At 60.3% G+C, this 21,910-nt stretch carries 18 protein-coding genes; 15 read left to right on the top strand and 3 right to left on the bottom strand.

Annotation, left to right across the window (positions count from 1 at the left end):
• Positions 1-238 precede the first annotated feature (238 nt).
• The 3 genes from CXQ82_RS14240 (at position 239) to CXQ82_RS14230 (ending at position 1,305) form a co-directional block, all read left to right on the top strand.
• On the top strand, positions 239-454 hold the full coding sequence (locus tag CXQ82_RS14240) for a hypothetical protein (protein WP_058426048.1): 216 nt from the start codon (positions 239-241) through the stop codon (positions 452-454).
• A gap of 201 nt (positions 455-655) precedes the next feature.
• Positions 656-946, top strand: a complete 291-nt coding sequence (locus CXQ82_RS14235) for a type II toxin-antitoxin system ParD family antitoxin (protein ID WP_027605753.1) — start codon at positions 656-658, stop codon at positions 944-946.
• 2 nt (positions 947-948) lie between these two features.
• A complete protein-coding gene (locus tag CXQ82_RS14230) occupies positions 949-1,305 on the top strand; it encodes a type II toxin-antitoxin system RelE/ParE family toxin (protein WP_058426049.1) in 357 nt (118 codons plus the stop codon).
• Positions 1,306-2,435: 1,130 nt separating this feature from the next.
• On the opposite strand, the gene CXQ82_RS14220 is transcribed toward CXQ82_RS14230, so the two are convergent.
• The 3 genes from CXQ82_RS14220 to CXQ82_RS14210 all read right to left on the bottom strand — a co-directional run bounded on the left by CXQ82_RS14220 (position 2,436) and on the right by CXQ82_RS14210 (position 6,049).
• Positions 2,436-4,634, bottom strand: a complete 2,199-nt coding sequence (locus CXQ82_RS14220; protein ID WP_101269993.1) for a TonB-dependent siderophore receptor — start codon at positions 4,632-4,634, stop codon at positions 2,436-2,438.
• A 99-nt stretch (positions 4,635-4,733) separates the two neighbouring features.
• The gene (locus tag CXQ82_RS14215) at positions 4,734-5,135 is read right to left on the bottom strand and encodes a ParB N-terminal domain-containing protein (RefSeq protein WP_101273789.1); all 402 of its coding nucleotides are present in this window, start codon (positions 5,133-5,135) and stop codon (positions 4,734-4,736) included.
• A gap of 23 nt (positions 5,136-5,158) precedes the next feature.
• Positions 5,159-6,049 (bottom strand): CoA ester lyase, encoded by an 891-nt coding sequence (locus tag CXQ82_RS14210; RefSeq protein WP_101269991.1) that lies wholly within the window; start codon positions 6,047-6,049, stop codon positions 5,159-5,161.
• Between the two features lie 611 nt (positions 6,050-6,660).
• On the opposite strand from CXQ82_RS14210, the gene CXQ82_RS14205 reads away from it, so the two are divergent.
• The 12 genes from CXQ82_RS14205 to CXQ82_RS14150 all read left to right on the top strand — a co-directional run bounded on the left by CXQ82_RS14205 (position 6,661) and on the right by CXQ82_RS14150 (position 21,742).
• On the top strand, positions 6,661-8,055 hold the full coding sequence (locus CXQ82_RS14205; RefSeq protein ID WP_256581925.1) for a Y4yA family PLP-dependent enzyme: 1,395 nt from the start codon (positions 6,661-6,663) through the stop codon (positions 8,053-8,055).
• 14 nt (positions 8,056-8,069) lie between these two features.
• Complete coding sequence (locus CXQ82_RS14200) at positions 8,070-9,113, top strand: PLP-dependent cysteine synthase family protein (RefSeq protein WP_101269986.1); 1,044 nt, start codon at positions 8,070-8,072, stop codon at positions 9,111-9,113.
• A gap of 28 nt (positions 9,114-9,141) precedes the next feature.
• The gene (locus CXQ82_RS14195) at positions 9,142-10,290 is read left to right on the top strand and encodes an NAD/NADP-dependent octopine/nopaline dehydrogenase family protein (RefSeq protein WP_101269984.1); all 1,149 of its coding nucleotides are present in this window, start codon (positions 9,142-9,144) and stop codon (positions 10,288-10,290) included.
• 36 nt (positions 10,291-10,326) lie between these two features.
• On the top strand, positions 10,327-12,177 hold the full coding sequence (locus tag CXQ82_RS14190) for an IucA/IucC family siderophore biosynthesis protein (RefSeq protein WP_101269982.1): 1,851 nt from the start codon (positions 10,327-10,329) through the stop codon (positions 12,175-12,177).
• A gap of 16 nt (positions 12,178-12,193) precedes the next feature.
• On the top strand, positions 12,194-13,438 hold the full coding sequence (locus CXQ82_RS14185; protein ID WP_101269980.1) for an MFS transporter: 1,245 nt from the start codon (positions 12,194-12,196) through the stop codon (positions 13,436-13,438).
• A gap of 15 nt (positions 13,439-13,453) precedes the next feature.
• Positions 13,454-14,638, top strand: coding sequence for an aminotransferase class V-fold PLP-dependent enzyme (locus tag CXQ82_RS14180; protein WP_101269978.1), 1,185 nt, complete (start codon positions 13,454-13,456; stop codon positions 14,636-14,638).
• Positions 14,639-14,723: 85 nt separating this feature from the next.
• Complete coding sequence (locus CXQ82_RS14175; protein WP_101269976.1) at positions 14,724-15,239, top strand: sigma-70 family RNA polymerase sigma factor; 516 nt, start codon at positions 14,724-14,726, stop codon at positions 15,237-15,239.
• The gene (locus CXQ82_RS14170) at positions 15,240-16,217 is read left to right on the top strand and encodes a FecR domain-containing protein (protein WP_101269974.1); all 978 of its coding nucleotides are present in this window, start codon (positions 15,240-15,242) and stop codon (positions 16,215-16,217) included.
• A gap of 99 nt (positions 16,218-16,316) precedes the next feature.
• The gene (locus CXQ82_RS14165; RefSeq protein WP_101269972.1) at positions 16,317-18,731 is read left to right on the top strand and encodes a TonB-dependent receptor; all 2,415 of its coding nucleotides are present in this window, start codon (positions 16,317-16,319) and stop codon (positions 18,729-18,731) included.
• A 64-nt stretch (positions 18,732-18,795) separates the two neighbouring features.
• Complete coding sequence (locus tag CXQ82_RS14160) at positions 18,796-19,950, top strand: ABC transporter substrate-binding protein (protein WP_101269970.1); 1,155 nt, start codon at positions 18,796-18,798, stop codon at positions 19,948-19,950.
• Positions 19,947-20,993: an iron ABC transporter permease gene (locus CXQ82_RS14155; protein ID WP_101269968.1), complete on the top strand. Its 1,047-nt coding sequence runs from the start codon at positions 19,947-19,949 to the stop codon at positions 20,991-20,993. The genes CXQ82_RS14160 and CXQ82_RS14155 overlap by 4 nt, the downstream gene beginning before the upstream one ends.
• Complete coding sequence (locus CXQ82_RS14150) at positions 20,987-21,742, top strand: ABC transporter ATP-binding protein (RefSeq protein ID WP_101269966.1); 756 nt, start codon at positions 20,987-20,989, stop codon at positions 21,740-21,742. Before CXQ82_RS14155 ends, CXQ82_RS14150 begins: the two co-directional genes overlap by 7 nt.
• Positions 21,743-21,910 lie beyond the last annotated feature (168 nt).

Below are 21,910 nucleotides of genomic sequence, written 5' to 3'. Positions count from 1 at the left end.
CGCCATTGCGGTGTGCGTGTGTCGTCCTTCGCATGAGGCTTCAATTCAGCGCAGTTGACTGGCCCGGATTGTGAAAGCTGAATGGCCACTTCTGGCCGTCTGCTGCCTGTCGCAACGGCAGTTTTTGGCGAATGCTGGCCCTCACTCTAAACCGTTTCATGCACTTAACTCACGGGTGGCTCAGGACATCCGCCTCCCCCGCTGCTACGCTTTCGGCTCCTTCATTGGAGTCGAAACAATGCCCACTGAATATTCACTGCCTGATGTCCTTGAGCGTCTGTACCAAAACCAGCTCGCCTTAGAGGCGGCGGTGATGGAGTTGACGTTGTGGATTGAGCGCAAGGGTACGACGGACACAGGCGACAATATCCGCGGCGCGCTACAAACGATTGGAGAGAACGCCGGACACATCAAACAAGGTTTGGCAAAACTGAAGGCCCGAGGCCCACACTAATTAAGCTGTCCACGACGTCCCGCATGCGACAGCCTTGCTTGGACTTTGTGCGCTTACAGTCCGGGCCATCTGTTCGGCGCAAAGGATGACCCCACACTTTACAGTTCGTCAGGTACAAATCCTAAACTCCCTGCTTTTATGTAAAATGGCATAATATGCCAACGTTCGAAACAATATGTTTGCCCAGAGTTGGAGCTAATGATGGCGACGCGAAACGTTGTGCTCACCCCTCACCAAGAACAGGTTATCCAGGACCTGGTCCAGTCCGGCCGTTATCAAAATGCCAGCGAAGTAATGCGAGAAGGCTTAAGGCTATTGGAGCAACGCGTCGCCGAAGATACCGCCAAAATTGAGGCCCTGCGTCAGGCGACCTCGATCGGCATCATGGACCTTGAGCACGGGCGCTTTACTCAGGTGAACGAAGGAGATCTGGAGCACTACCTCGAGGGCTTGAGCCTGGAGGCCACCCTCCCCGCGCGAGAGAAACACTGAGCATGCCGCAGTATCGGATTTCCAACGCGGCGCGTGCCGACATTGTCGACATCCTCAGGCTCTCCCAAGCGCAGTTCGGCGATCAAGCACGCCAGCGCTACCAGGCGCTGATCCTCGCGGCGCTGCAAGCGCTTGCCGACACGCCTTATTGCATTGGCAGCCATGACCGCGATGAGCTTGCACCGGGCCTTCGCAGCTATCATCTCACCTATTCACGCCAGCAGGCCAGACATCCCCATGGAACGGTCAAAAGCCCACGCCACGTCGTATTTTATCGTTTGGCAAATGACGACGTGATCGAGGTCGTCCGACTCCTTCATGACGCCATGGAAGTGCAGTTGCACTTACCTAACGACTGATCAGCGACCTGGCCCAACGGCTTAACTGGCCAGGAATAGCGAAGGTAAGGCGTCCCCTCTATATCTCAACCTGAGCGCCCTCGTTGTCAGCCGACTTGGCGGCCAATTGAGGCGGGAGGTTCGGTGTCCACCGGGCTATCGAGACCCACGACCAGAGCCCTGGCAACATCACGCAGAGCACGAGCATCTCACGGGTCAATTTCAGGATAGGTGCAGAGAGACAGACCCGACAACTCCACTTAAGGATGTCGACTCATTACCCAAATCCTCTTCCGAGCGACCAAGGATTTGCCAGATACGGGTTGCTCATCCAGTATACGGAGGCGCACTGAATACCAGTGACGGCCACCCAGACCCATGTCAGAAATCGCCATTCGCGATCGCTCGCACACCCTGTGCAATTGGGGGCATAAATGGGGGCATAATTCGCTTTTTTCAAGCTGAAACTACTGTCCTAGAGCCTAGTCAAAATGTTTTTTGGCGACCCTGAGAGTCTCTAGGCGTCTTCTTACAGGCTGTTCGGCTGATCATTTCTGGCTTTTCATAGGTCATGAAAGCCCACTCACTTCCACACTATTGCTACAGTGGTGGCATATCTGAGGGCATGCTTTGGATGGTTTGAAAAGGATGCCCCCACCTTTCGAGGCTATTGAGAATCGCTAAGCCGGTACTTTCCGGCCTCAATCTTCACCATGAGCTTCTGCCCACAGAGACTGCCTATCGCGCGGCCCGCAAGGCTCTCGATGGAGTCATCCAGGTCACTGGTTACCAACCCATCCCGCAACCATTGCACTACCTCGGATTTGGTGGCAACGGTCGCCTCATTGCGCATCCGAAACTCGACGATCGTAGTGGCGAGGAATAGGACAGGGACTTCACTAATCCCATGCACTGGGTCATTAGAGCGCGGAAATTGAAAATTGCCGACCAGTGCGGCCACCTTGATTAAAGACTGCCCGCGCTTCATTGATCGCGCAGTACCCAATTCAACCGCCTGCTGGCGTCGTTGCCTGTGAGCGGCATATCGCTGTTCCCCTAGGCGGACAGGTAGTAGCATCACTTGACTAACTGTGTCGCGATAAGGGGAACGCCAAGTTAGACATCTCCAGCCTATGCTTGGACTGCCCACGTCAAAAATCGACGGTAGCCGATAGTTGCAACGTACGCGGATACCCCGGGGAAAATGCGCCATAGGACGCGACGCCCGACCAGTACTCACGGTCGAAGACGTTCTGTACCGTGGCGCGGAACGTCGTCGGCCGCCCTTCTATCTTGGTGGCGTACCGCGCACCGGCGTCAATCCGGGTCCAGGCATCCAGCTGCTGGGTGTTGGCCTGGTTGACGTATTGGCTGTCGGTGTAGATCGCGCCACCGGTAAGGGTGAAACCTTCCAGCCAGGGGGTGTCGTATTCCGCCCACAGGTTGGCCTGGATGTCGGGCACGCCGACCGGCTTGTTGCCCTGGTTAGCGGCAGTCGCAGATTTGGTCAGCTCGCCATCGAGGAAGGTCACCCCCCCCATCAAGCGGGTGCCGGTGGCCACTTCGCCGAACACACTGAGTTCCAGGCCACGGTTGCGCTGCTCGGCCTGCACCGAATACACACCATTGGCGCCCAGTTCACCGGCAGGTTTTTCGATCTGAAACAGCGCCACCGTGGTCATGAAGGTGCCGTGTTCATACTTCACCCCCAGTTCGTGCTGCTTGGACTCATACGGCGCAAAGGTTTCCCCGGCGTTGCTCGCCGTGCCCGGAGCCGCATCGCCTTTGCTCAGCCCTTCTACATAGTTGTAATAGAAGGACACGTCCTCCCACGGCTTGACCACCACGCCCAGCAACGGCGTAGTGGCGTTGGCGCTGTAGCGCGAGCTGACGGAGCCGGCGGCATTATAGTTACGTGACTCGATAAACTGTCGGCGCACGCCCAGGGTCAGTTGCAGACGGTCGTCGAGCATCCCCAGGGTGTCGGTCAGCGCCACCCCGGACAACTCCGACTCGGAGATACGCAACACCTTGGGCGTGTTGATGCTTTGCTTGGGCGTGTCCACCGGGTGATAGATATTGGAGAGGATTGCCGTGCCGTTGTTGATGCCCCGCGACAGCTCATCCTGGTAACGGGTCGCCATCAGCGTGGTGGTATGGGTCACCGGGCCGGTGGCGAAGAGCCCGCGCATGCCCACATCGGCGGTAGATCGGTCGACGTTGAATTTGTAATAGCCCGGGATGTTGCTGGTGTCTCCGGCATCATTGAGGATGCGCGGCACCTGGTCGGACATGCGCTTCACATCCGACTTGCCGCCCCCCGCATGCGCGAACACTGTGAGGTTGTCGCTCAGGTCATATTCACCGCCGAGCAACGCGGACTGTTCCTTGGTGTCCGACCAGCCCCATTTTTGCGGCAGGCTGGTGCGGCCATTCGGGGCAGATGGCACGTCAACACCGGGTGCGATGGTGAACGGGCGCGAGGCGCCGTCGAAGCTTTCTTTCTGGCTGATGTAGTCGAGGTTCAGCCGCAGCCGCTCGCCGCGATAGTCCAGGGCGATCGCGCCGATTCCCACGTCGCGATGCTGGTCGTTGACGGCCGTATCGCCGCCCTGCAGGCTGCCGTTGAAGCGCACGCCGAACTGGTTTTCCTCACCAAAACGCCGACTGATATCCAGATGCCCGCCCGCTTGGGAGTCCGACGCGTAGCTGCCGGTAAAGCGGGTCAGGTCTTGGTCCAGCGGCCGCTTGGGGACGATGTTGATGACACCGCCGACACCACTGTTGGGCGAGATGCCGTACATCAGCGCGCCCGGCCCCTTGAGCACTTCGACACGCTCGGCGTACTCGGTAAAGACCCGGTAGTTGGGGGCCACGCCGTATACACCGTCGTAGGCCAGCTCACCCAGGTTGCCTTCGCCGATGGCAAAACCGCGAATGAAAAACGAATCGACAATCCCACCCGTCTGCCCGGTGGAGCGCACCGAGGGGTCGCGCTCCAGCGCATCGGCGACGGTGACGGTTTGCAGGTCGGCGAGAGTTTTGGCGGTGTAGCTGGTGACGCTGAACGGCGTGTCCATCAGGTCTTTGTTGCCCATCATGCCGAGCCGTGCGCCGCGTGCCACCTGCCCACCGGCGAGCACATCGGGCAGCGCCGTCGGGCCGTTGTAGCGGCCGTCAATCGTGGTGGTGTCAAGGGTCAGGCTGGGCGTGCTGTCATCCGTGGCGGCAGGCGTTGGTGTCTCAGCCCAGGCATTGGCGCCCGCTGCGACCATGACGAAATTCAACAGGGCGGTTCGAATGGCGAGAGTTAACACGCGCTCACCGCAGGGCCGACTGGCAACAGGCATGACGAGAGGATCCTTTCAACGAGAGAAAATGGGAATCACTCCTAATGCCAGTCGACCTGCGAAAAAGTATCACCCTCCCACCTGATTTTTTTCCATGGATCATTCGTACAGGCGATCCAGCGGTATCGCGATGACCGGCAGCGCCGGATCAAACACGTGCCGCGTGGTCTTGTACGGAAAGATCTCGCCGCGAGCGATGGTGTGGAAAATCCGTGCAACCTCGAACGCGTGCCCCGTGTGCCAGTGCCGTACGCACACCCGTGGGTCCGCATAGTCAAGCTGGATGCACGGCACCCGACACAGACCCAACTGCAACGCCGCGTTCAGGCGGTGATTACCGTCCATCACGATGCCTTGCGTGCGCTCGACGATGATCGGTTCCAGCCAATGCCCTGCGCGGATAATCGAGTCGCATAGCCGCTGCACATTGGCCGGATCCACCTGTTCCGATTGCAGCACATCGCACACGGGCCGCAGCGCAATCTGATAGGCCTGCCCCATCCCCCCCTGCCCCGGCAGCATGTTCAGCAGGCTCCGGTCTTGGCGACCGCTGCGTATCGGCGGGCCAGATCCAGCAGGCGTTGCGCCTGTTCGATCAGCGGCAGATCGACCATTTCGCCGTCAACTTGCACCGCATGGCTCCCCCCGGCCACGGCACTCATCACCCGATCCGCCCAGGCCAATTGGTGCGCATCGGGCAGGAACGCGCGCTGCACCGTCGCCAGCTGCGCCGGATGGATGCACAGCTTGGCCCCGAACCCAAGTGAACGAGCGTAGAGCGAGTCGTGGGCGACCACCGCAAGGTCGTTGATTGCAGGCGTAACCCCGTCGATCGGCGCCGGCAAACCCGCAGTGCGAGAGGCCAGCACGATGCGGCTGCGTGCGTACAGAAACGCCTCAGGCACCTGGGCGCAATTGATATCCAGGGAGAAATCCAACGAACCGAAGGCCAGGCGCGCCAGGCCGGGTATCGCGGCAATCGCCTCCACCTGCTGCAAGCCTTTGGCCGTCTCGATGATAGCGACAATGTGCAATTGGGGTTGCCACGCCAGCAACTGCTCGACCACCCGCGCCAACGTCTGGGGAGCCTCGGCCTTGGGCAAAAATACCCCGGCGCAACGCTCGGGGTAACGCATGTCGCCCAACCACGTGAGGTCCTGACGGAACAACGCGCTGCCGACACTGTTGAGCCGGATAAACCGCTGGCTCGCAACGCTTGGCGTACTCTCCTGCCACGCCCATACGGCAGCTCGGGCAGCGGCTTTGCTCTCGGGATGAACCGCATCCTCAAGGTCCAGGATGATTGCATCCGCCCCGGCCTCAACCGCTTTGGCAAAACGCTCCGGGCGGTTCCCCGGAACGAAAAGGTAGCTGATGGGAAGCAGGGCGGTCGTGCTCGGACGATCAGTGTTCATTGCATCTCTCCTTGGCGTGCATCAGTCGTGTTTTTTGCAAAATTTTCAGGGGCCCCAGGGCGGATAAATTGCGCCTCTGGCACCGCCCCCGCCGATCAACGTTTAACCCCTTATTGATCAATGAATTAACACCGCTTTCAAACTAGGGACGAACGCCCGCAAGAGCGTGCAAATACACGTTCGCGCAACGCCCTTGAGCCGGTATTAATTTGAAATATTTGAAAACCTTACTTGATAATCGTTCTCGGTAGCAATATTGTTCACGCCGCCAAGAGAAACTTTTCCTCGGCACATGCAAGTCTTAACGCTCACCCAAAGTATGGCTTGGCGACATCATTCACCCATCGCTCGCCGGTGAGTTAGAGCAGTAAAACCAGCAGTTAGTGGCCGTTCGCTACACCCGTATAAACCTTATGGAATGGGGTTCTTATGCAACTTTTTTGTGAACAGTTTATTACCATCAAAGCCACAGTTTCGCCTGCAGGATTCGTGTGGCATCCACCGCCAAACGTATAAGCATTAAAAAAACGACGAGCGACAAGACCACATTCATCAATCTTTTTCAGTGATTGAAATATGAATGACGACGCTATAAGCGCCAGGGGATAGTTATGTCTATTGCAACAACGCGCGTCAATGAAGCGCGGACCGAAGTTTATCTTTCGAATATGCTTAATCCATTATTGGACGCAAGCATCGCACAGCTGCTACATAGCCAACCGGACAAACTGCTGGAACTCGTCGCGCAACACGGCTCCCCCCTGAATCTTGTATGGCCACATGCCTTTGCGCTGAACACCTGCGCATTGCAAACAGTGCTGAAACAGCATGAAGTTCAGCACGCGATCTTCTATGGCGCCAAAGCCAACAAGTCGCAATGTTTGCTGGGCGCGGCCAAGGCGTCCGGTATTGGCGTCGACGTTTCCAGCATTTACGAGATGCACGCAGCACTGCGCGCCGGGGTGCCGGCCGATCAGTTGTGTGCCACCGGCCCGGCCAAAACCGAGGATTTTCATCGGGCGCTCGTGCATGCCGGCGCACTGATCTGCGTGGATTCACTGGAAGAATTCGACCATTTGAAAACACTGATCGAAAGTCGCAGCGCGGCCATCAAAGCCAGGGTTTTATTGCGTTACAGGCCAAAAAACTGTGCGACCAGCCGCTTCGGAATGGGCGCCGCCGAGCTGTTGGCGTGCTTGCATTTACTGACCCGACTTCGGGCATTTTTTGACCTTGAGGGTTTCCATTTTCACCTCGGTGGCTATGGGTTCGAATCTCGAGCACAAGCGTTTCGTGAAGTGACCGATTTCGTCGATGTGGCTCGGAAGATGGGGTTGACCCCGACCATGATAGATATTGGGGGAGGCTTACCCATCCGCTATATCGAGCCACACGCCTATGATCGATTCCTACAAAACGACAACACGCCAAGTCACTATTACAACCAGTCAGTGCCCAACGCTTATTACCCTTACGGCAGCAACTTGACGGCAAGCGAGTGGCTGACGTTATTTCTGGAAAGCGCCTTTTCGCCGCAACAAAGCATTGCCCAGTATTTGAAAGCTAACAGCATCACCCTGGCATTGGAGCCGGGCCGAAGTCTGGTGGACCAAGCCGCAATCTCGGTATTTCGCATTACACGCAGCAAAAAACTGGCCGATAACAAAACGGTCTTGTTTGTGGAAGGCAGCAGCTTCAGCGCCTGCGAAACATGGTTCGCATCCGAATATTTGATTGATCCGATTTTAATCAGTACGCCGCCAACCTCAGCAACACCGATGCAAGCCTATATTGCCGGGCATAGTTGCCTGGACGACGACGTCATTACCCAACGACTGATCAACTTTAGCGTTTCCCCCAAAGCCGGCGACTTATTGATCTATGCCAATACCGCCGGTTATCAAATGGACTTGCTGGAGAACGAGTTTCATCGCCACCCCCTGCCCCGGCGAATGGTGGCGACCTGTTGCACGCAAGGTAACTACGCATTTTCACCTGACTACTAGAGGGAGTACTTCCTATGATACTGACCAAAGTCTCCGAACTGATTGGTAATACGCCCATGTTGGGTATTTATATACCGGGCACTGACGCCCGGCTGTTATTAAAAATAGAAAAGAATAACCCCGGCGGCAGTATTAAAGACCGCATGGCGCGCAACATGGTACTCGCCGCACTCAAGTCCGGACGCTTGAAGCCGGGCGGCGTGGTGGTGGAATCATCTTCGGGCAATACCGGCATCGGCCTGGCCATGGCCGCCGTCGAATTCGGCCTGCAATTTATCGCCGTGGTCGACCATCACGCGGCGCAGGACAAGATCGCGGTGATGAAGGCACTGGGCGCCGATATTCGGTTTGTCGCGGGGACCTACCGCGAAGACGAAGTCGCGGTGGTAGAGCGCCAGCGCCTGGCGGCCGAGCTCGCCGAGCAGATTCCGGGCGCCGTCTTTATGAACCAGTCCGACAACGCCGCCAACGCCGGCGGCTACAGCGATTTTGTGCGGGAAACCATCGCTCAGGCCGAGGGTGTTATCGGCGCGTATGTCGGTTGCGTCGGTACCGGGGGCTCAATGACCGGGATTGCCCGAGGTCTTAAACAGCACAACCCCGACATCGTGACCGTGGCGGTGGAGCCCGCAGGCTCCATCGTCTTCGGGCACCCCGGCTATCCGTATTATCAGTCGGGTACCGGCACGCCTGCCGGGGACACAGTGGGGCTGGTGCTTGATTACAGCTGCATCGACCTGGGGGTGCAGGTCACCGACTCACAAGCCTTCGAGACCGCCCGCTATATCGCCCGCCACCTTGCCCTGCTGGTAGGCGGCTCAACCGGTGGCGCTATTTTCAAGGCCCTGGAGCTGATTCACAAAGGCGTACTGAGCGGCAATGTGGTGGTGCCGATTGCCGACGGCGGCGAAAAATACTTGCACACGGTCTTCGATGATAAGTGGCTGGAGGAACGCGACTTGCTCGACCCCGGCGTCGCGTCGCAGCTGGATGCCTGGCTGGGCAAGCACCACTGGCAGGAGTCCAGTTCCGCCCCGCTGCAACTCAGCGTCGCATGAGCCTCTTTCGACTAAGGACTGCCTCTAAATGAAACCGCTGAAAGTCGCCATTTGCGGCGGTGGCCGAACCGGTCATCTCAACGCAATCCTGTTCAAGCAACTGCCCGACGTCCAGGTTTCGCTGCTGACCAGCAACCTGGAAGTCGTCGATCACCACGCCCGGCAGGTACCGCTCCAGGCCCTGCTGCCGGACGGTTCCACACTGAATGCCCGACTGGACCGGGTGACCGCTGAGGCCAGGCCCGCCGTGGAAGACGCCGATATCGTCATCATCACGGTGCCAGCCCATGCCCGCGCTAAAACCCTGCAAGCCATCGCGCCGCATTTGAGCACCCGCAAACCAGTGTACATCGGTGCGATTCCGGGCTTCTGCGGGTTCGACTGGCTGGCCGAGGCCACACTGGCAAACCATCCGAACCTGGTGATCTGGGGCATGAAGGACGTGCCTCATACCGCCTTTGAACTCAAGCCCGGCCGGTCGATAAAAATGGGCGGCGGCAAAAGCCAGCTGTATGTCGCGACCCATGCCCGCGAATCCCAGGCATCGCGCCAGCACCTGCACGACATCCTCGCACGGCTCTACGGCCCTTGCGTCACGCTGCTCGATCACTACCTGGAGATCACTCTGACGCCCGGTAACCCGATCATGCACAGCTCGGTGATCTACGGGTTGATCGGCCCCTACGGACAATGGCACCGCAAGATCTTTCCGCAGCGCCTGAGCTGGTGGACGGAGTGCCCCGAACTGGGCGCCTACTTCCTGGAACGCATGGATCAGGAAAGCCAGGCACTGTGTGCGGTCATCAGTGAGCGCATGGGCGTCGACCTGTCGTCCGTCAAATCCTTGAAACAGGAAATCGTGGAAGCGTACGGCGATCAGATTCGCGACCAGAGCAGCATGCTGTCCATTCTGCGCACCAACCAGGCCTACAACGACATCCTCGCGCCCATGGTGCCGGCTGGTGATAACCGCGCCGGGTATGTGATCGAGCGTGAGAGCCGTGCGTTCAACGAAGACGTCGCCTATGGCCTGGTGCTGCTGGTGGAAATGGCCAGGCGGTTTGAGCTGAAAGTGCCCTATATCGAAGAAGTCCTGCACTGGAGCGTTGCCTATATGCAAGGCCTGCGCGACTCGGCGCTGGATTACTTCCCGAGCCAATGGCCTCGCACGGCATAACCTTTTAATCAATGACTCAACGAGCAGATAGCTGATATGGATGACCTCAACACCTTGATCGCCTACTCCCGCAAGAACGCCCTGCGCCGGCTGATTCGTTGCTTGTTTGCGGAAAATATCCTGGATCGTTCGGCGCTGGCGTTTACCCAAGACGGCCATCAGGCCACCTACCCGCTCAAGCAGAGCGGCGCGCGGCTTTTTTTCTCCGAGATTACGCTGGGCCCGGCTGATACGCTGGTCAATGAGGGCGACGTGGTGCTGCTGACGGCCGAAGGCGTGCGCCAGGTGATCTCCCGCCATCAGGACTTGCTGGATGTACTGCGCGACAGTTTCGACTTCGAGCCCAGCGACGAAGGCGTGGCCGGTCTCAAATCGGACATGGAAAACAGCCTGCTGAACGACGCCCATGCACGCCAGTATCGCCAACACTGGAACGCCCGGCTGGCTCAGGCCGCTCAAGATCAGGGGCTCACCAGCCTCACCGATTACTTGCGCCGGCACTCGAGCACCAAGGACGCCGCGATCTTGCTGGATCAGTGGGGCTCGCTGGAAGGCCACCCCTACTACCCGACCTGGAAAGCCCGCCCTGGGCTGAATGACGCTGAAGTCGAACAGCTGTCCCCGGAGTTCAACGCGCAGGTTGCCCTGCGGATCGCCGCCTTGCGTGCCGACATGGCCAAAAGCGAAAGCATGCCTCACGTGACCAGCTACCAAGCCTGGTTCGCCAGCAACTTCCCGGCATATTGGGAGCATTGGAAGGCGGCGCTTAACGCCAAGGGCCTGGATGAAACGCAATGGCTGCCGCTGCCGATTCATGCCTGGCATTTGCAGGCGTATGTGCTCAAGACATTTGCTGCGGAAATCGAAGAAGGCCTGCTGATCACCGATGGCCCGGATATCCAGACGCTGCCGACCATGTCATACCGCACAATGATGCCGGTGCTGGACCCTGCTGCGCCGCTGATCAAATTGCCCATCGCGTTGTGGATGACCAGCGAGTTACGCAGCCTGCAAGCCAAGTCGATCCATATGGGGCCGCGTATCAGCACGGTAATCACGCAAATCCTGGAAGCCGAAAATGGTTTCGACCAGCAACTGGAAATTTTCCCGGAAGAAATCGGCGTGCGCTACCGACACGCGATCACCCAGGATGACGTTCCGGGAAAACACTTGTCCGTGGTGTTTCGTGCCAGTCGGCAAGCGTTCGAACGCAGCGATGATCGCCTGCCGATCACTGTGGCCTCGTTGTTCACCCGCTTGCCGGGCAGCGGTCGGCCACTGTTTACCGACCTGATCGAGCGCGACGGGGTGCGTGCCGACGCCGCCAGCGTCGAACAGTGGTTTCGCCAGTATGCCAAAGTCGTCACTCAACCTGTGGTGGCGATCTATCTGTTGTACGGTATCGGGCTCGAAGCGCACCAGCAGAACACCATGGTGCTGTTCTCACCCGATGGCTTGCCGCGCAGCCTGCTGATCCGCGATTTTGGCGATGGCAGAACCTACGCCCCGCTGCTGGAAGAACGCGGTTATACGTTACAGCCGCACGTGCAGCCTGGCATTCTGCCTACGGTCTTTACTGGCGATATCGAGCCGGTACGCACGTTTGTACTGGACGCCGCGTTCCTCACACACTTGCATGAAATGGCCCTGTGGCTGACCAAGGAGTACGCCATGGACAACACACGCTTGTGGGCAATATTGCGCGAGGAAACCGAAAATGCCTTTGCTGCCGTGCGCGAGCGGGTCGCGCCGCAGGTGTGGGAAGTCGAGCGCCAGGCCTTTGTTGAGGATCCATGGCCTACCCGTTCGTTGCTGCGTATGCATCTGATGCAGTATTCCAACTACCGTTTGCAGCACACGCTGACCAACCCGCTAGCTGCCGTTTAATTACCGAGGCCGTCTCATGTCCCAAGCAGGTGCCATCCAGGGTTCGAGTGTGAGAATCCTCATTTATCTTCTGTTCGCGATCCAACTGGTCTCCATGGGCGCGATGGAAATGAGCGGGCCGTTCTGGCCCGTGCACCTGCGCGGGCTGGCCTCTTCGGAGTCGGTATTCAGCTTCGCCAGCATCGCCGTGTACGTCGGGCCGATGCTGGGCATCATGCTGACCAGCGCATTCTGGGGCCGTATCGGCGATCGCTACGGCCACAAATTAATGATGATCCGCGCACTCGCGGGATTATCCCTGACCCAGCTCGGGCTGGCGTTTTTCAGTGACATCTGGGTAATCCTGGTCCTGCGTTTTCTGCAGGGCGCCTTTGCAGGCTATATAGCCCCGGCGCAGGCGTACGGGGTGAGTATCGAAGCCCCGTCGCGGCGGGCCCGGTTATTTGCGATCCTGCAGATATCGACCAATGTCGGCTCACTGCTGGGCGCGGTTGTTGGCGGCATGATCCTCGATTACGCGACGTTTTTCTGGATCAACATCGTCGCCTCGGTGCTCTGTGCAGTCTGTACCGTAATCGCTGCCCTGACGTTGCCGGATGTGCCGCCAGTACAAAAAAAACCGACGGTGACTACCCGCACGCCGGCCGCAGGCACCGCCAGCGTATGGCGCAGCTCTCCGCTGCTGTCACTGCTGTGCGTCATGGGGATCTTGCTGCTGGCGCGCATGCTGCCGCAGACGTCGTTCTCGCTGTACGTGAGCACGACGTTCGAGGTCAGCAACTCAGTCGTCGGCCTGTGCTACGGGTTGCTGGCGCTGGGCTTTATCCTGTCGGCAACAGCGTGGTCACGCTACTTTGAGCATCGCTCCCAGGCAGAAACGCTGCAACGCATCACGTATATCGTCATGGGCTGCATCGCCCTGACCGCAGTGGCGGGCGTAACGCGCAGCCCCGTGGTATTTATCGTCGCCTACTTCATTTGGGGGGTACTGCTGGGGGCGACCACGCCCGTGCTGATGGCATTGGTCTCGAAAACCGCCGACAGCTCGCGACAAGGCTACGTACTGGGTATTGCTCAAAGTACTGCGCAGTTCGCCTCGATTGCCGGCATCTCCATCGGTGGCTTGCTGAGCCAGGTCTACGGCCTGCAATACGCCTATCTTTTCGTGTGCCTGGCCTATGCAGTGGCGCTGATTCCCATGCTCGCGTTGCGGTACTGGTCGGTGTGCGAACCCTCCAATCGCGTTGCGGGCAGCGACTGAACAAGGGGTAATGGTTTGAACATCGAACAACTGCGTGCCGACACACCGGGTGTCGAGCATCTGCTCCATTTCAATAATGCCGGTGCGGCGCTGATGCCTGAGCCGGTGGTCCAGGTCATCACCGGGCACCTGCAGCAGGAGGCCCGCCTCGGCGGGTATGAAGCGGCCGCCCAATGCGCGCCAGAACTGGAGAATGTCTACGCCGCCATTGGGCGCCTGATCAATGCGCGCCCCAATGAAATAGCGGTGGTCGAAAACGCCACCCGTGCCTGGGACATGGCCTTCTATTCACTGGCGCTGAAGCCCGGCGACGCCGTGCTGACATCCATGACCGAATACGCCGGTAACTACATCCCGTACCTGCAACTGAGGCAACAGCGCGGGATCGAGATCCGCATCATTCCCAACGATGAACACGGCCAGGTGTGCCTCGCGGCCTTGGCGACCCTGCTTGAGGACGAGCGCGTCACCCTGGTATCGCTGCCGATGATCGCCACTAACGGCGGGCCTGTGCAACCCGTCGAGCAGATCGGGGCCCTCGCCCGGGCGGCGGGTGTGTGGTTCCTGCTGGACGCTTGCCAGGGGGTGGGGCAGGTGCCGATCGATGTGCAAAAAATCGGCTGCCATATGCTCACCGCCACCAGTCGAAAATACCTGCGCGGGCCCAGGGGCATGGGGTTTCTGTATGTCGAACAGTCCCTGTGCCAACGCCTGGAGCCGGTGTTTCTTGACCTGCATGCGGCCTCCTTGCTCACGGCGCATAGCTTTAAAATTCGCGAGGATGCGCGACGTTTTGAAAATTGGGAATGCAACGTCGCGGCCAAACTGGGCCTGGGGGCAGCGGTGGAGTACGCATTGGCGCAAGGCATTGAACCGATGTGGCAGCGCATCCAGCACCTGGCGGGCTACTTACGCCATCGGCTGACCGCGGTGGCGGCTCTCGAACCGCAAGACCTGGGCCGTGTAAAGTCCGGCATCGTCACCTTCAGTCATCGGCACAACAGCGCCCCACGGGTGCAGCAGTGGCTCGCAGCGCAACCCAAGCGCATCAACGTGAGCACCTCGACGGCGGGCTCGACCCTACTCGACATGCAGCATCGGGGCTTGCTTGAAGTCAGCCGTGCGTCGGTTCACGCTTACAACACCGAAGCTGAAATCGACGCGCTGGTTGACGCCTTGATACGCATGTCACACGCCTGATCACGGGACACGATCACGCTTGCGCTCAAGTCGGTTTGTCAACTAGCATTGGGAATACTTCTCAATTACAAACAAATCTGCCGCCATGAGCGAAACCTCTTCCGCGAATCACCTCAATCACCTGCGCGCCATCGAGGCCCTGTACAGCGGGCATCACGGCTGGCTGTACGCCACGCTGAAGAGAAAACTGGGAAACGCCATGGATGCGGCGGACCTGGCGCAGGACACCTTCACCCGCATCCTGGCCTCACAAGTCACGGTGATCGACCAGCCACGGGCGTACTTGAGCTGCGTGGCCAAGGGCATTCTGATCAACTGGTACCAGCGCAAGGCACTGGAGCGCGCCTACCTGGATGCACTGGCGAACGTGCCCACCCACGAAGCGCCGTCGCCCGAGGCGCATTTCCTGGTGCTGGAAACCCTGCACGAAATCGACGCCATGCTCGATACCCTGGCGCCGCTGGTCAAACGCGCCTTCCTGCTGTCGCAGATCAATGGCCTCAAGTACGACGACATCGCCGAGCAGTTGGGTGTATCGCTGATCACCGTCAAGCGCTACATGAAACAGGCCTTCGTCCAGTGCCTGATGCTGGTGGAGTGAATGCTCGGTCTGCGCAAGGAACCGCCACTGGACCCTCAGGTACTCGAAGAAGCCGCCGAGTGGCTGATGCGCTTGAGCGAGCGCGAACTGAGCGAGCACGAACGTGCCGAATGGGAGCGCTGGAAGGTCAGCAGCCCGGAGCGTGATCGCGCCTGGTCGCGGGCGCAATTGCTGCAGAGCAAGTTCGGCGGGCTGCCGCCCTCCCTGGCGATGTCGGCACTGGACCGGCCGAACAGCCCGGAACGCCGTGCTGCGTTGGGCAAGCTGGCGATCCTGCTGACGCTGATGCCGGCGGGCTGGGGAAGCTGGAAGCTGGCGCAGTCGCAGCAATGGTCTGCGGACTACCGCACCGACGTTGGCCAACGCCGCGAACTGACCCTGGCCGACGGCTCGCACCTCACTCTGAACACCGATACCGCCATCGACGTGATGTTCGACGACCGCCAACGGCTCATTCACCTGCGCGAAGGTGAAATCCTGGTGCAGACCGCCGTGGACACCGCCCCCCTGCCCCGGCCTTTCCTGATCAGCACCCTCCAGGGGCACATGCAGGCGCTGGGCACCCGCTTTACCGTGCGCGAAGTGAACTCGCGCACGCACCTCGCGGTACTCGACGGCGCGGTGAGCGTGAAATTGGCCGAGAGCCGCCAGACGCCGCCGCTGATCGTCAACGCCGGGCAGCGCACAGACTTCTCCTCACAGACCTTTGGTGACCTGACGCCGACCGATCGAACCCTCGGCGCATGGGCCCAAGGCATGTTGATGGCCGACAAGATGCGCCTGGCGGATTTCGTCGCAGAACTTGCGCGCTACCGCAGAGGCTTCCTGCGCTGTGATCCCGCCATCGCCGACCTGCGCATTTCCGGGGCTTATCCGATCAGTGATACCGATCGCACCTTGAGCATGCTGGTACACACCTACCCCGTGTTGGCCAACCGGCATTTGCACGGTTATTGGGTCACGCTCTCGCCCGCCTGATCCCGCGCAAAAAAACTGTGGCCCGGGTGATACTTTTTTCGATCTCGGCTGGCTAACACGGGAATAGCCTTTTCCTCTTGTCCATTGGGTCATCCATTCATGCTCGTAGCACGGCCCCTGCGTCCGGCTCGTCCGTTCAAACCGATGGTGCGCGGCGCAGTGCTCAGCCTGCTGCTGGCCGGTGCCGTGTGCCCGTCGGCCCTGGCGGGGGTGCCGGCCCAATTGGACTCGGTCGCGTTGCAGGCCTACCACATTGCCCCCGGCCCGCTCGGCGCGACGCTCTCAAGCTTTGCCGTGGACGCCGGCATTGCCCTGGCGTTCGAGCCGTCGATCACGCAAGGGCTGACCAGCCCTGAACTGCGCGGGACTTACTCGACGCAGGAGGCCGTCACGCGGTTGCTCGAAGGCAGTGGCCTGGAGATGGTGTTGCGCAGCGATGGCAGCTATACCCTGGTCCTGCGCAGGGTAACGCTGGCAGCCACCACGGTGGATGCGCCGCAAAAACATACCGATAGCCTGCCGCCGGAGTATCCGGGCGGCCAGGTGGCTGAGGGCGGGCGCCTGGGCCTGCTCGGCAATACGGATGTGATGGACGCGCCCTTCAGCATCAGCACCTATACCGCGTCACTGATCAAAGACCAGCAGGCGACCACCGTGGGCGACGTGCTGGAGCGCGACTCCTCAGTGCGCTCCACCGGCCAGACGGGGGGGATCGTCGATTCATTCTTTATCCGTGGTTTTCCGGTGGGCGAAGGCAACCTCGGGGAGCTGGCGTTCGACGGCGTGTATGGCGTGGCCTCCAACTACCGGGTGTTCACCGACTACGCCGAGCGCATCGAAGTGGTCAAAGGCCCCGGCGCGCTCCTCTACGGCATGTCCCCCAACAGCGCAGTCGGCGGCGTGATCAACGTGGTCCCCAAGCGCTCCCTGGACGAAGACCTGACCCGCGTCACTGCCAGCTACGCCCAGGACCTGCAACTGGGCACCCACGTCGACCTGAGTCGGCGGTTTGGCGAGGACCGCCGCTTCGGCGTGCGGGTCAATGGCCGTGTGCAGCAGGGTGACACCGTGATCGACAAACAATCGCGGGAGGTCGGTGTGAGTGCCATCGCCCTGGATTACCAGGGCGATCGGCTGCGCACCAGCCTCGACCTGATTGCCCAGCAAGAGCAATTTGACGCGGCGTCACGGCCATTTTTGATCGCTCCCGGCGTGCCGGTTCCGCACGCCGCCAACGGGCGTACCAACGTCAGCCAGGAGTGGGGCTGGTCCAAGACCCGCGACCAATCGGCATTGCTGGGCGGCGAATATGACGTGAGCGACGCACTGACCCTGTTCGCCCATGCCGGCGGCGGGAAATCCAACGTGGCACGCCTGTCCGACCAGACCCCGACCATCATCAATACCGCCGGTGACACCTCGTCGACCCCCGGCTATTACCAATTCAAGGTCCGGCGCTACACGGTCGACACCGGTGCCCGGCTGCGCTTCGACACCGGGCCGATCAGCCACAGCACCACGCTGCAAGTCACGCGCTATCGCGATGAGTTGTCACGCGGTATCCGTTCCGGCGCGCCGATCCTGTCGAACATTTACCACCCGGTGGAGCAACCCGAGGCTGACATTGCCGCACCTGCCACGCCAAAAGTCTCGGCGACCGAATTGTCAGGCGTCGCGGTGGCCGACACCGTGTCGATGCTGGACCAGCGCCTGCAGGTGACTGCCGGCCTGCGCAAACAGAACATACGGTCCAACAACTACAACGCAGCAGGCGCGGTGACTACGGCGTACGACGACGGCAAGACCACGCCGCTGTTCGGGGTCGTGGTCAGGCCCCGTGAGCATGTGGCGCTCTACTACAACTACCTCGAAGGCTTGAGCAAAGGCGATATCGCCCCCGCAACGGCCTCGAATGCGGGCCAGATCTTCGCCCCCTACGTCTCGCGCCAGCATGAGGTGGGGCTCAAGCTCGACTACGGCACGGTCATGTCCACCCTCGCGCTGTTCCAGATCACCAAACCCAGCGGCGAACTCGCAGGCACCACCTTTGCGGTACAAGGCGAACAGCGCAACCGGGGCCTGGAGCTGAACGTATCCGGCGAGGCTGGCCGAGGCACGCGCCTGCTCGGCGGCGTGACGCTGCTGGATGCGCAACTGACCAAAAGCGCGGTTGCGGCCAACCGAGGCAACACGCCGGTGGGGGTGCCCAAGGTTCAAGCCAACCTCTGGGCCGAGTGGGACGTGCCCTGGGTCGAGGGGCTGACGCTGACCGGCGGCGCCCTGTACACGGCCAGCCAATACGTGAACCAGGCCAACACCCAGCAACTGGACCCCTGGACCCGCTTCGACGTGGGTGTGCGCTACAGCACGCGCATCGCCCAGCGGCCGACGACTTTCCGCGCCACGGTACAGAACGTGTTCGACCGCGAGTATTGGTCGGGCGTCGCCTCGTATGGGGCGTTTTCCCAAGGCTCGCCACGCACCCTTCTACTGTCGACCACGGTCGATTTCTGAAACCTTCGGCCCGGCACGGCGAACGCACCCGCCCTGCGGCCCGACCACTGTAAAGGCTTTAACCATGGTGACCATTGTTCGACGCAGCCACGCCTTCGCCGGGCTGCTGTTTGCAGGTTTGTTAAGCTGGGCACTGCCGTCAACGGCGGCCGAGCCGGAGCCGACGCGCACCACCGTCACCGACTTGCTCGGGCGACAGGTCAAGGTGCACCTGCCGGTCAGGCGGGTAATTCTGGGGGAAGGCCGTCAGTTGTACCTGGTGGCCGCGCTGGATACGCAGAACCCCATCGAGCGCATCGTTGGCTGGCGCAAGGACTTGATCCAATCCGACCCGGACACCTACGGCGCATACCTGCGCAAATTCCCTGACATCGCCAAAATCCCTACCTTTGGCGGCTTTGAAGACGGCACCTTCGATATCGAGCAAGCCATCTCCCAACACCCCGACGTGATCATCCTCAATATCGAGGCCCAGCACGCAACCGAGGATGCCCGCTATATCGAAAAGCTCGACGCGCTGGGGATCCCGGTGGTGTACGTCGACTTTCGCAACCACCCGATGCAGAACACCGAACCCACCATGCGCCTGTTCGGCCAGTTGTTCGGCAAAGAGGCGCGTGCCGAAGCCTTTATCGAGTTTCGCAACCAGCAGATCCGCCGCGTCACCGACGTGATCAACGCGCAGCACCCTTCGCGCCCCAGCGTGTTCATCGAGCGCATCGGTGGCTACACCGACGATTGCTGCCTGAGTTTCGGCAATGAAAACTTTGGCCTGTTCGTCGACATGGCCGGTGGCAATAATATTGCCCGAAACATCATCCCCAGCACGTTTGGCCAACTGAATCCCGAGCAGGTGGTTGTGGCCAACCCGGAACAGGTGGTGATCACCAGTGCCAACTGGGAAGCCTTTGCCCCTGGTGGCCACTGGGTCGGTGTGGGCCCCGGCGCCGACATGGCGCAAGCCCGGCGCAAACTGGCCTGGTACACCGGGCGCCCGGCCTATGCCGGGATCAAGGCGCAGGATGACCAGGCGTTCCATGCGATCTGGCATCAGTTCTACAACAGCCCTTATCAGTTCGTGGCCATCCAGCAATTGGCCAAGTGGTTTCATCCGACACTGTTTACCGACCTGGACCCTGAAGCCGCGTTTCGCGAGCTGCATCAGCGATTCCTGCCGGTGCCCTACGAGCCGGGCTACTTCGTGAGCCTCAAGCCATGAGCGCGGTGATTCAACGCGACACCTATCGGCGCCTGGTGCTGCGCAAACGCTTGATCCTCGGTGGCTTGGCCCTGCTGCTGTTTTGCAGTGTGCTGCTCGACCTGGCCCTGGGCCCGGCCAGTTACAGCGTGCGCGACGTGCTCGGTGCACTCTTTGCACCGGACAGTGCACCGGCGCAGGTTCGCGTGGTGATGTGGGACATCCGCCTGCCGATCGCGCTGATGGCGGTTGCCGTGGGCGCGGCGTTGTCATTGGCCGGGGCGCAGATGCAGACCATCCTCAATAACCCGCTGGCCAGCCCCTTCACCCTGGGCATTTCCGCCGCCGCCAGTTTTGGCGCAGCCATGGGGCTGGCGTTTGGGGTGGCGCTGTTTCCGTTGGCGGCGCAGTACATGGTGCCGGTGAACGCGTTCATCATGGCCATGCTGTCGGCGTTGCTGATTCACTTCCTGAGCCTGCGGCGCGGGGTTACCGCAGAAACCATCGTGCTGCTGGGGATCGCCCTGGTGTTCACATTCAACGCGTTATTGGCGCTGGTGCAGTTTTTTGCCACCGAGCAAGCCGTTGCGGCCGTGGTGTTCTGGACCATGGGCAGCCTGACCAAAGCCACCTGGCCCAAACTGGGGGTGATCTGCCTGATTATCGTGATCACCCTGCCGATCTTTGCCAAACGCGCCTGGGCCCTGACCGCGCTGCGACTGGGTGACGACAAGGCCGCCAGCTTCGGTATCAACGTGCGCAGCCTGCGCTTTCAGACGCTGATCATGGTCAGCCTGCTCGCCTCGTTCCCCGTGGCCTTTGTCGGCACCATCGGCTTTATCGGGCTGGTCGGCCCGCATATTGCGCGGATGTTGATCGGCGAGGATCAACGCTTCTTCCTGCCGGCCTCGCTGCTGACCGGCGCGCTCATTCTGTCCGCCAGTTCGGTGGTGAGCAAAACCCTGATCCCGGGGGCGATCTTCCCGATCGGGGTGGTCACGTCGTTGATCGGCGTGCCGTTTTTCATATCGCTGATCCTCAACGGGAAGAAAAACACATGGTGAAGATTCAGCTGCAAGACCTGGGTGCCCGCTACGGCCAACGCACGATCATCCGTGGCGTGACCACCGCCGCGTTCACCGGCGGCCAGGTGGTCGCAGTGGTGGGGCCCAATGCAGCGGGCAAGTCCACCCTGTTCAAGCGCATGGCCGGGCTGATCGACGGGCCGGGGCAGGTGCTGCTGCAAGACTCGAAAAAGGGCCAACAGGGCATCTGCTACATGCCCCAGGGCTTGAATGCGAGTGCGCGGTTGACGGTCTACGAATCGGTGCTGCTGGCCCGCAAGCAACTGTCGCCGCAATGGACCGTGCACGATGACGAGCTGAACCTGGTGGACGAAATGCTCGCCGCCCTTGGCATCAGCGACCTGTCCTTTCGCAACCTCGGCGAACTCAGCGGCGGCCAGCAGCAACTGGTGTCAATCGCCCAGACACTGGTGCGCGAGCCGGAAATCCTGCTGATGGACGAGCCCACCAGCGCCCTCGATATGCATCGTCAGGTTCAAGTGTTGAACTTCATGCGCGCACTGGCCCGCAAACAGCAGGTTGTCGTGTTTATTGCCCTTCATGACCTGAACCAGGCGTTGCGCTTTGCCGACCAGGTATTGGTGATTGCCGACGGCACTGCGCAGGGCAGCGGCGTGAGTCATGAGGTGATCACCGAACACATGCTGCGCGAGGTGTACCAGGTTGAGGCGCGGATTGAGCAATGCAGTCGGGGGCAACGACATATTTTGATCGATGGCATAACTTGACAGCTACCCAACCCTAACCACAACTTCATGCGAGAAGCTGATGCACTACCTCTGCTTGCCTTGCGGCCCTCCTCCCGCTACTGAGGGAATAATTCGAGTTTTTCAAGCTGAAACTACTAGCGTAGAGCCAAGTCGAAATGTTTTTTGGCGATCCTGAGAGTCTTTAGG

Origin of the sequence: Pseudomonas sp. S09G 359 (assembly GCF_002843605.1) — a bacterium.
Classification (GTDB): Bacteria; Pseudomonadota; Gammaproteobacteria; order Pseudomonadales; family Pseudomonadaceae; genus Aquipseudomonas.
Note: the sequence above shows the minus strand (reverse complement) of the source record. Positions and strands in the feature narration are given on the sequence as shown.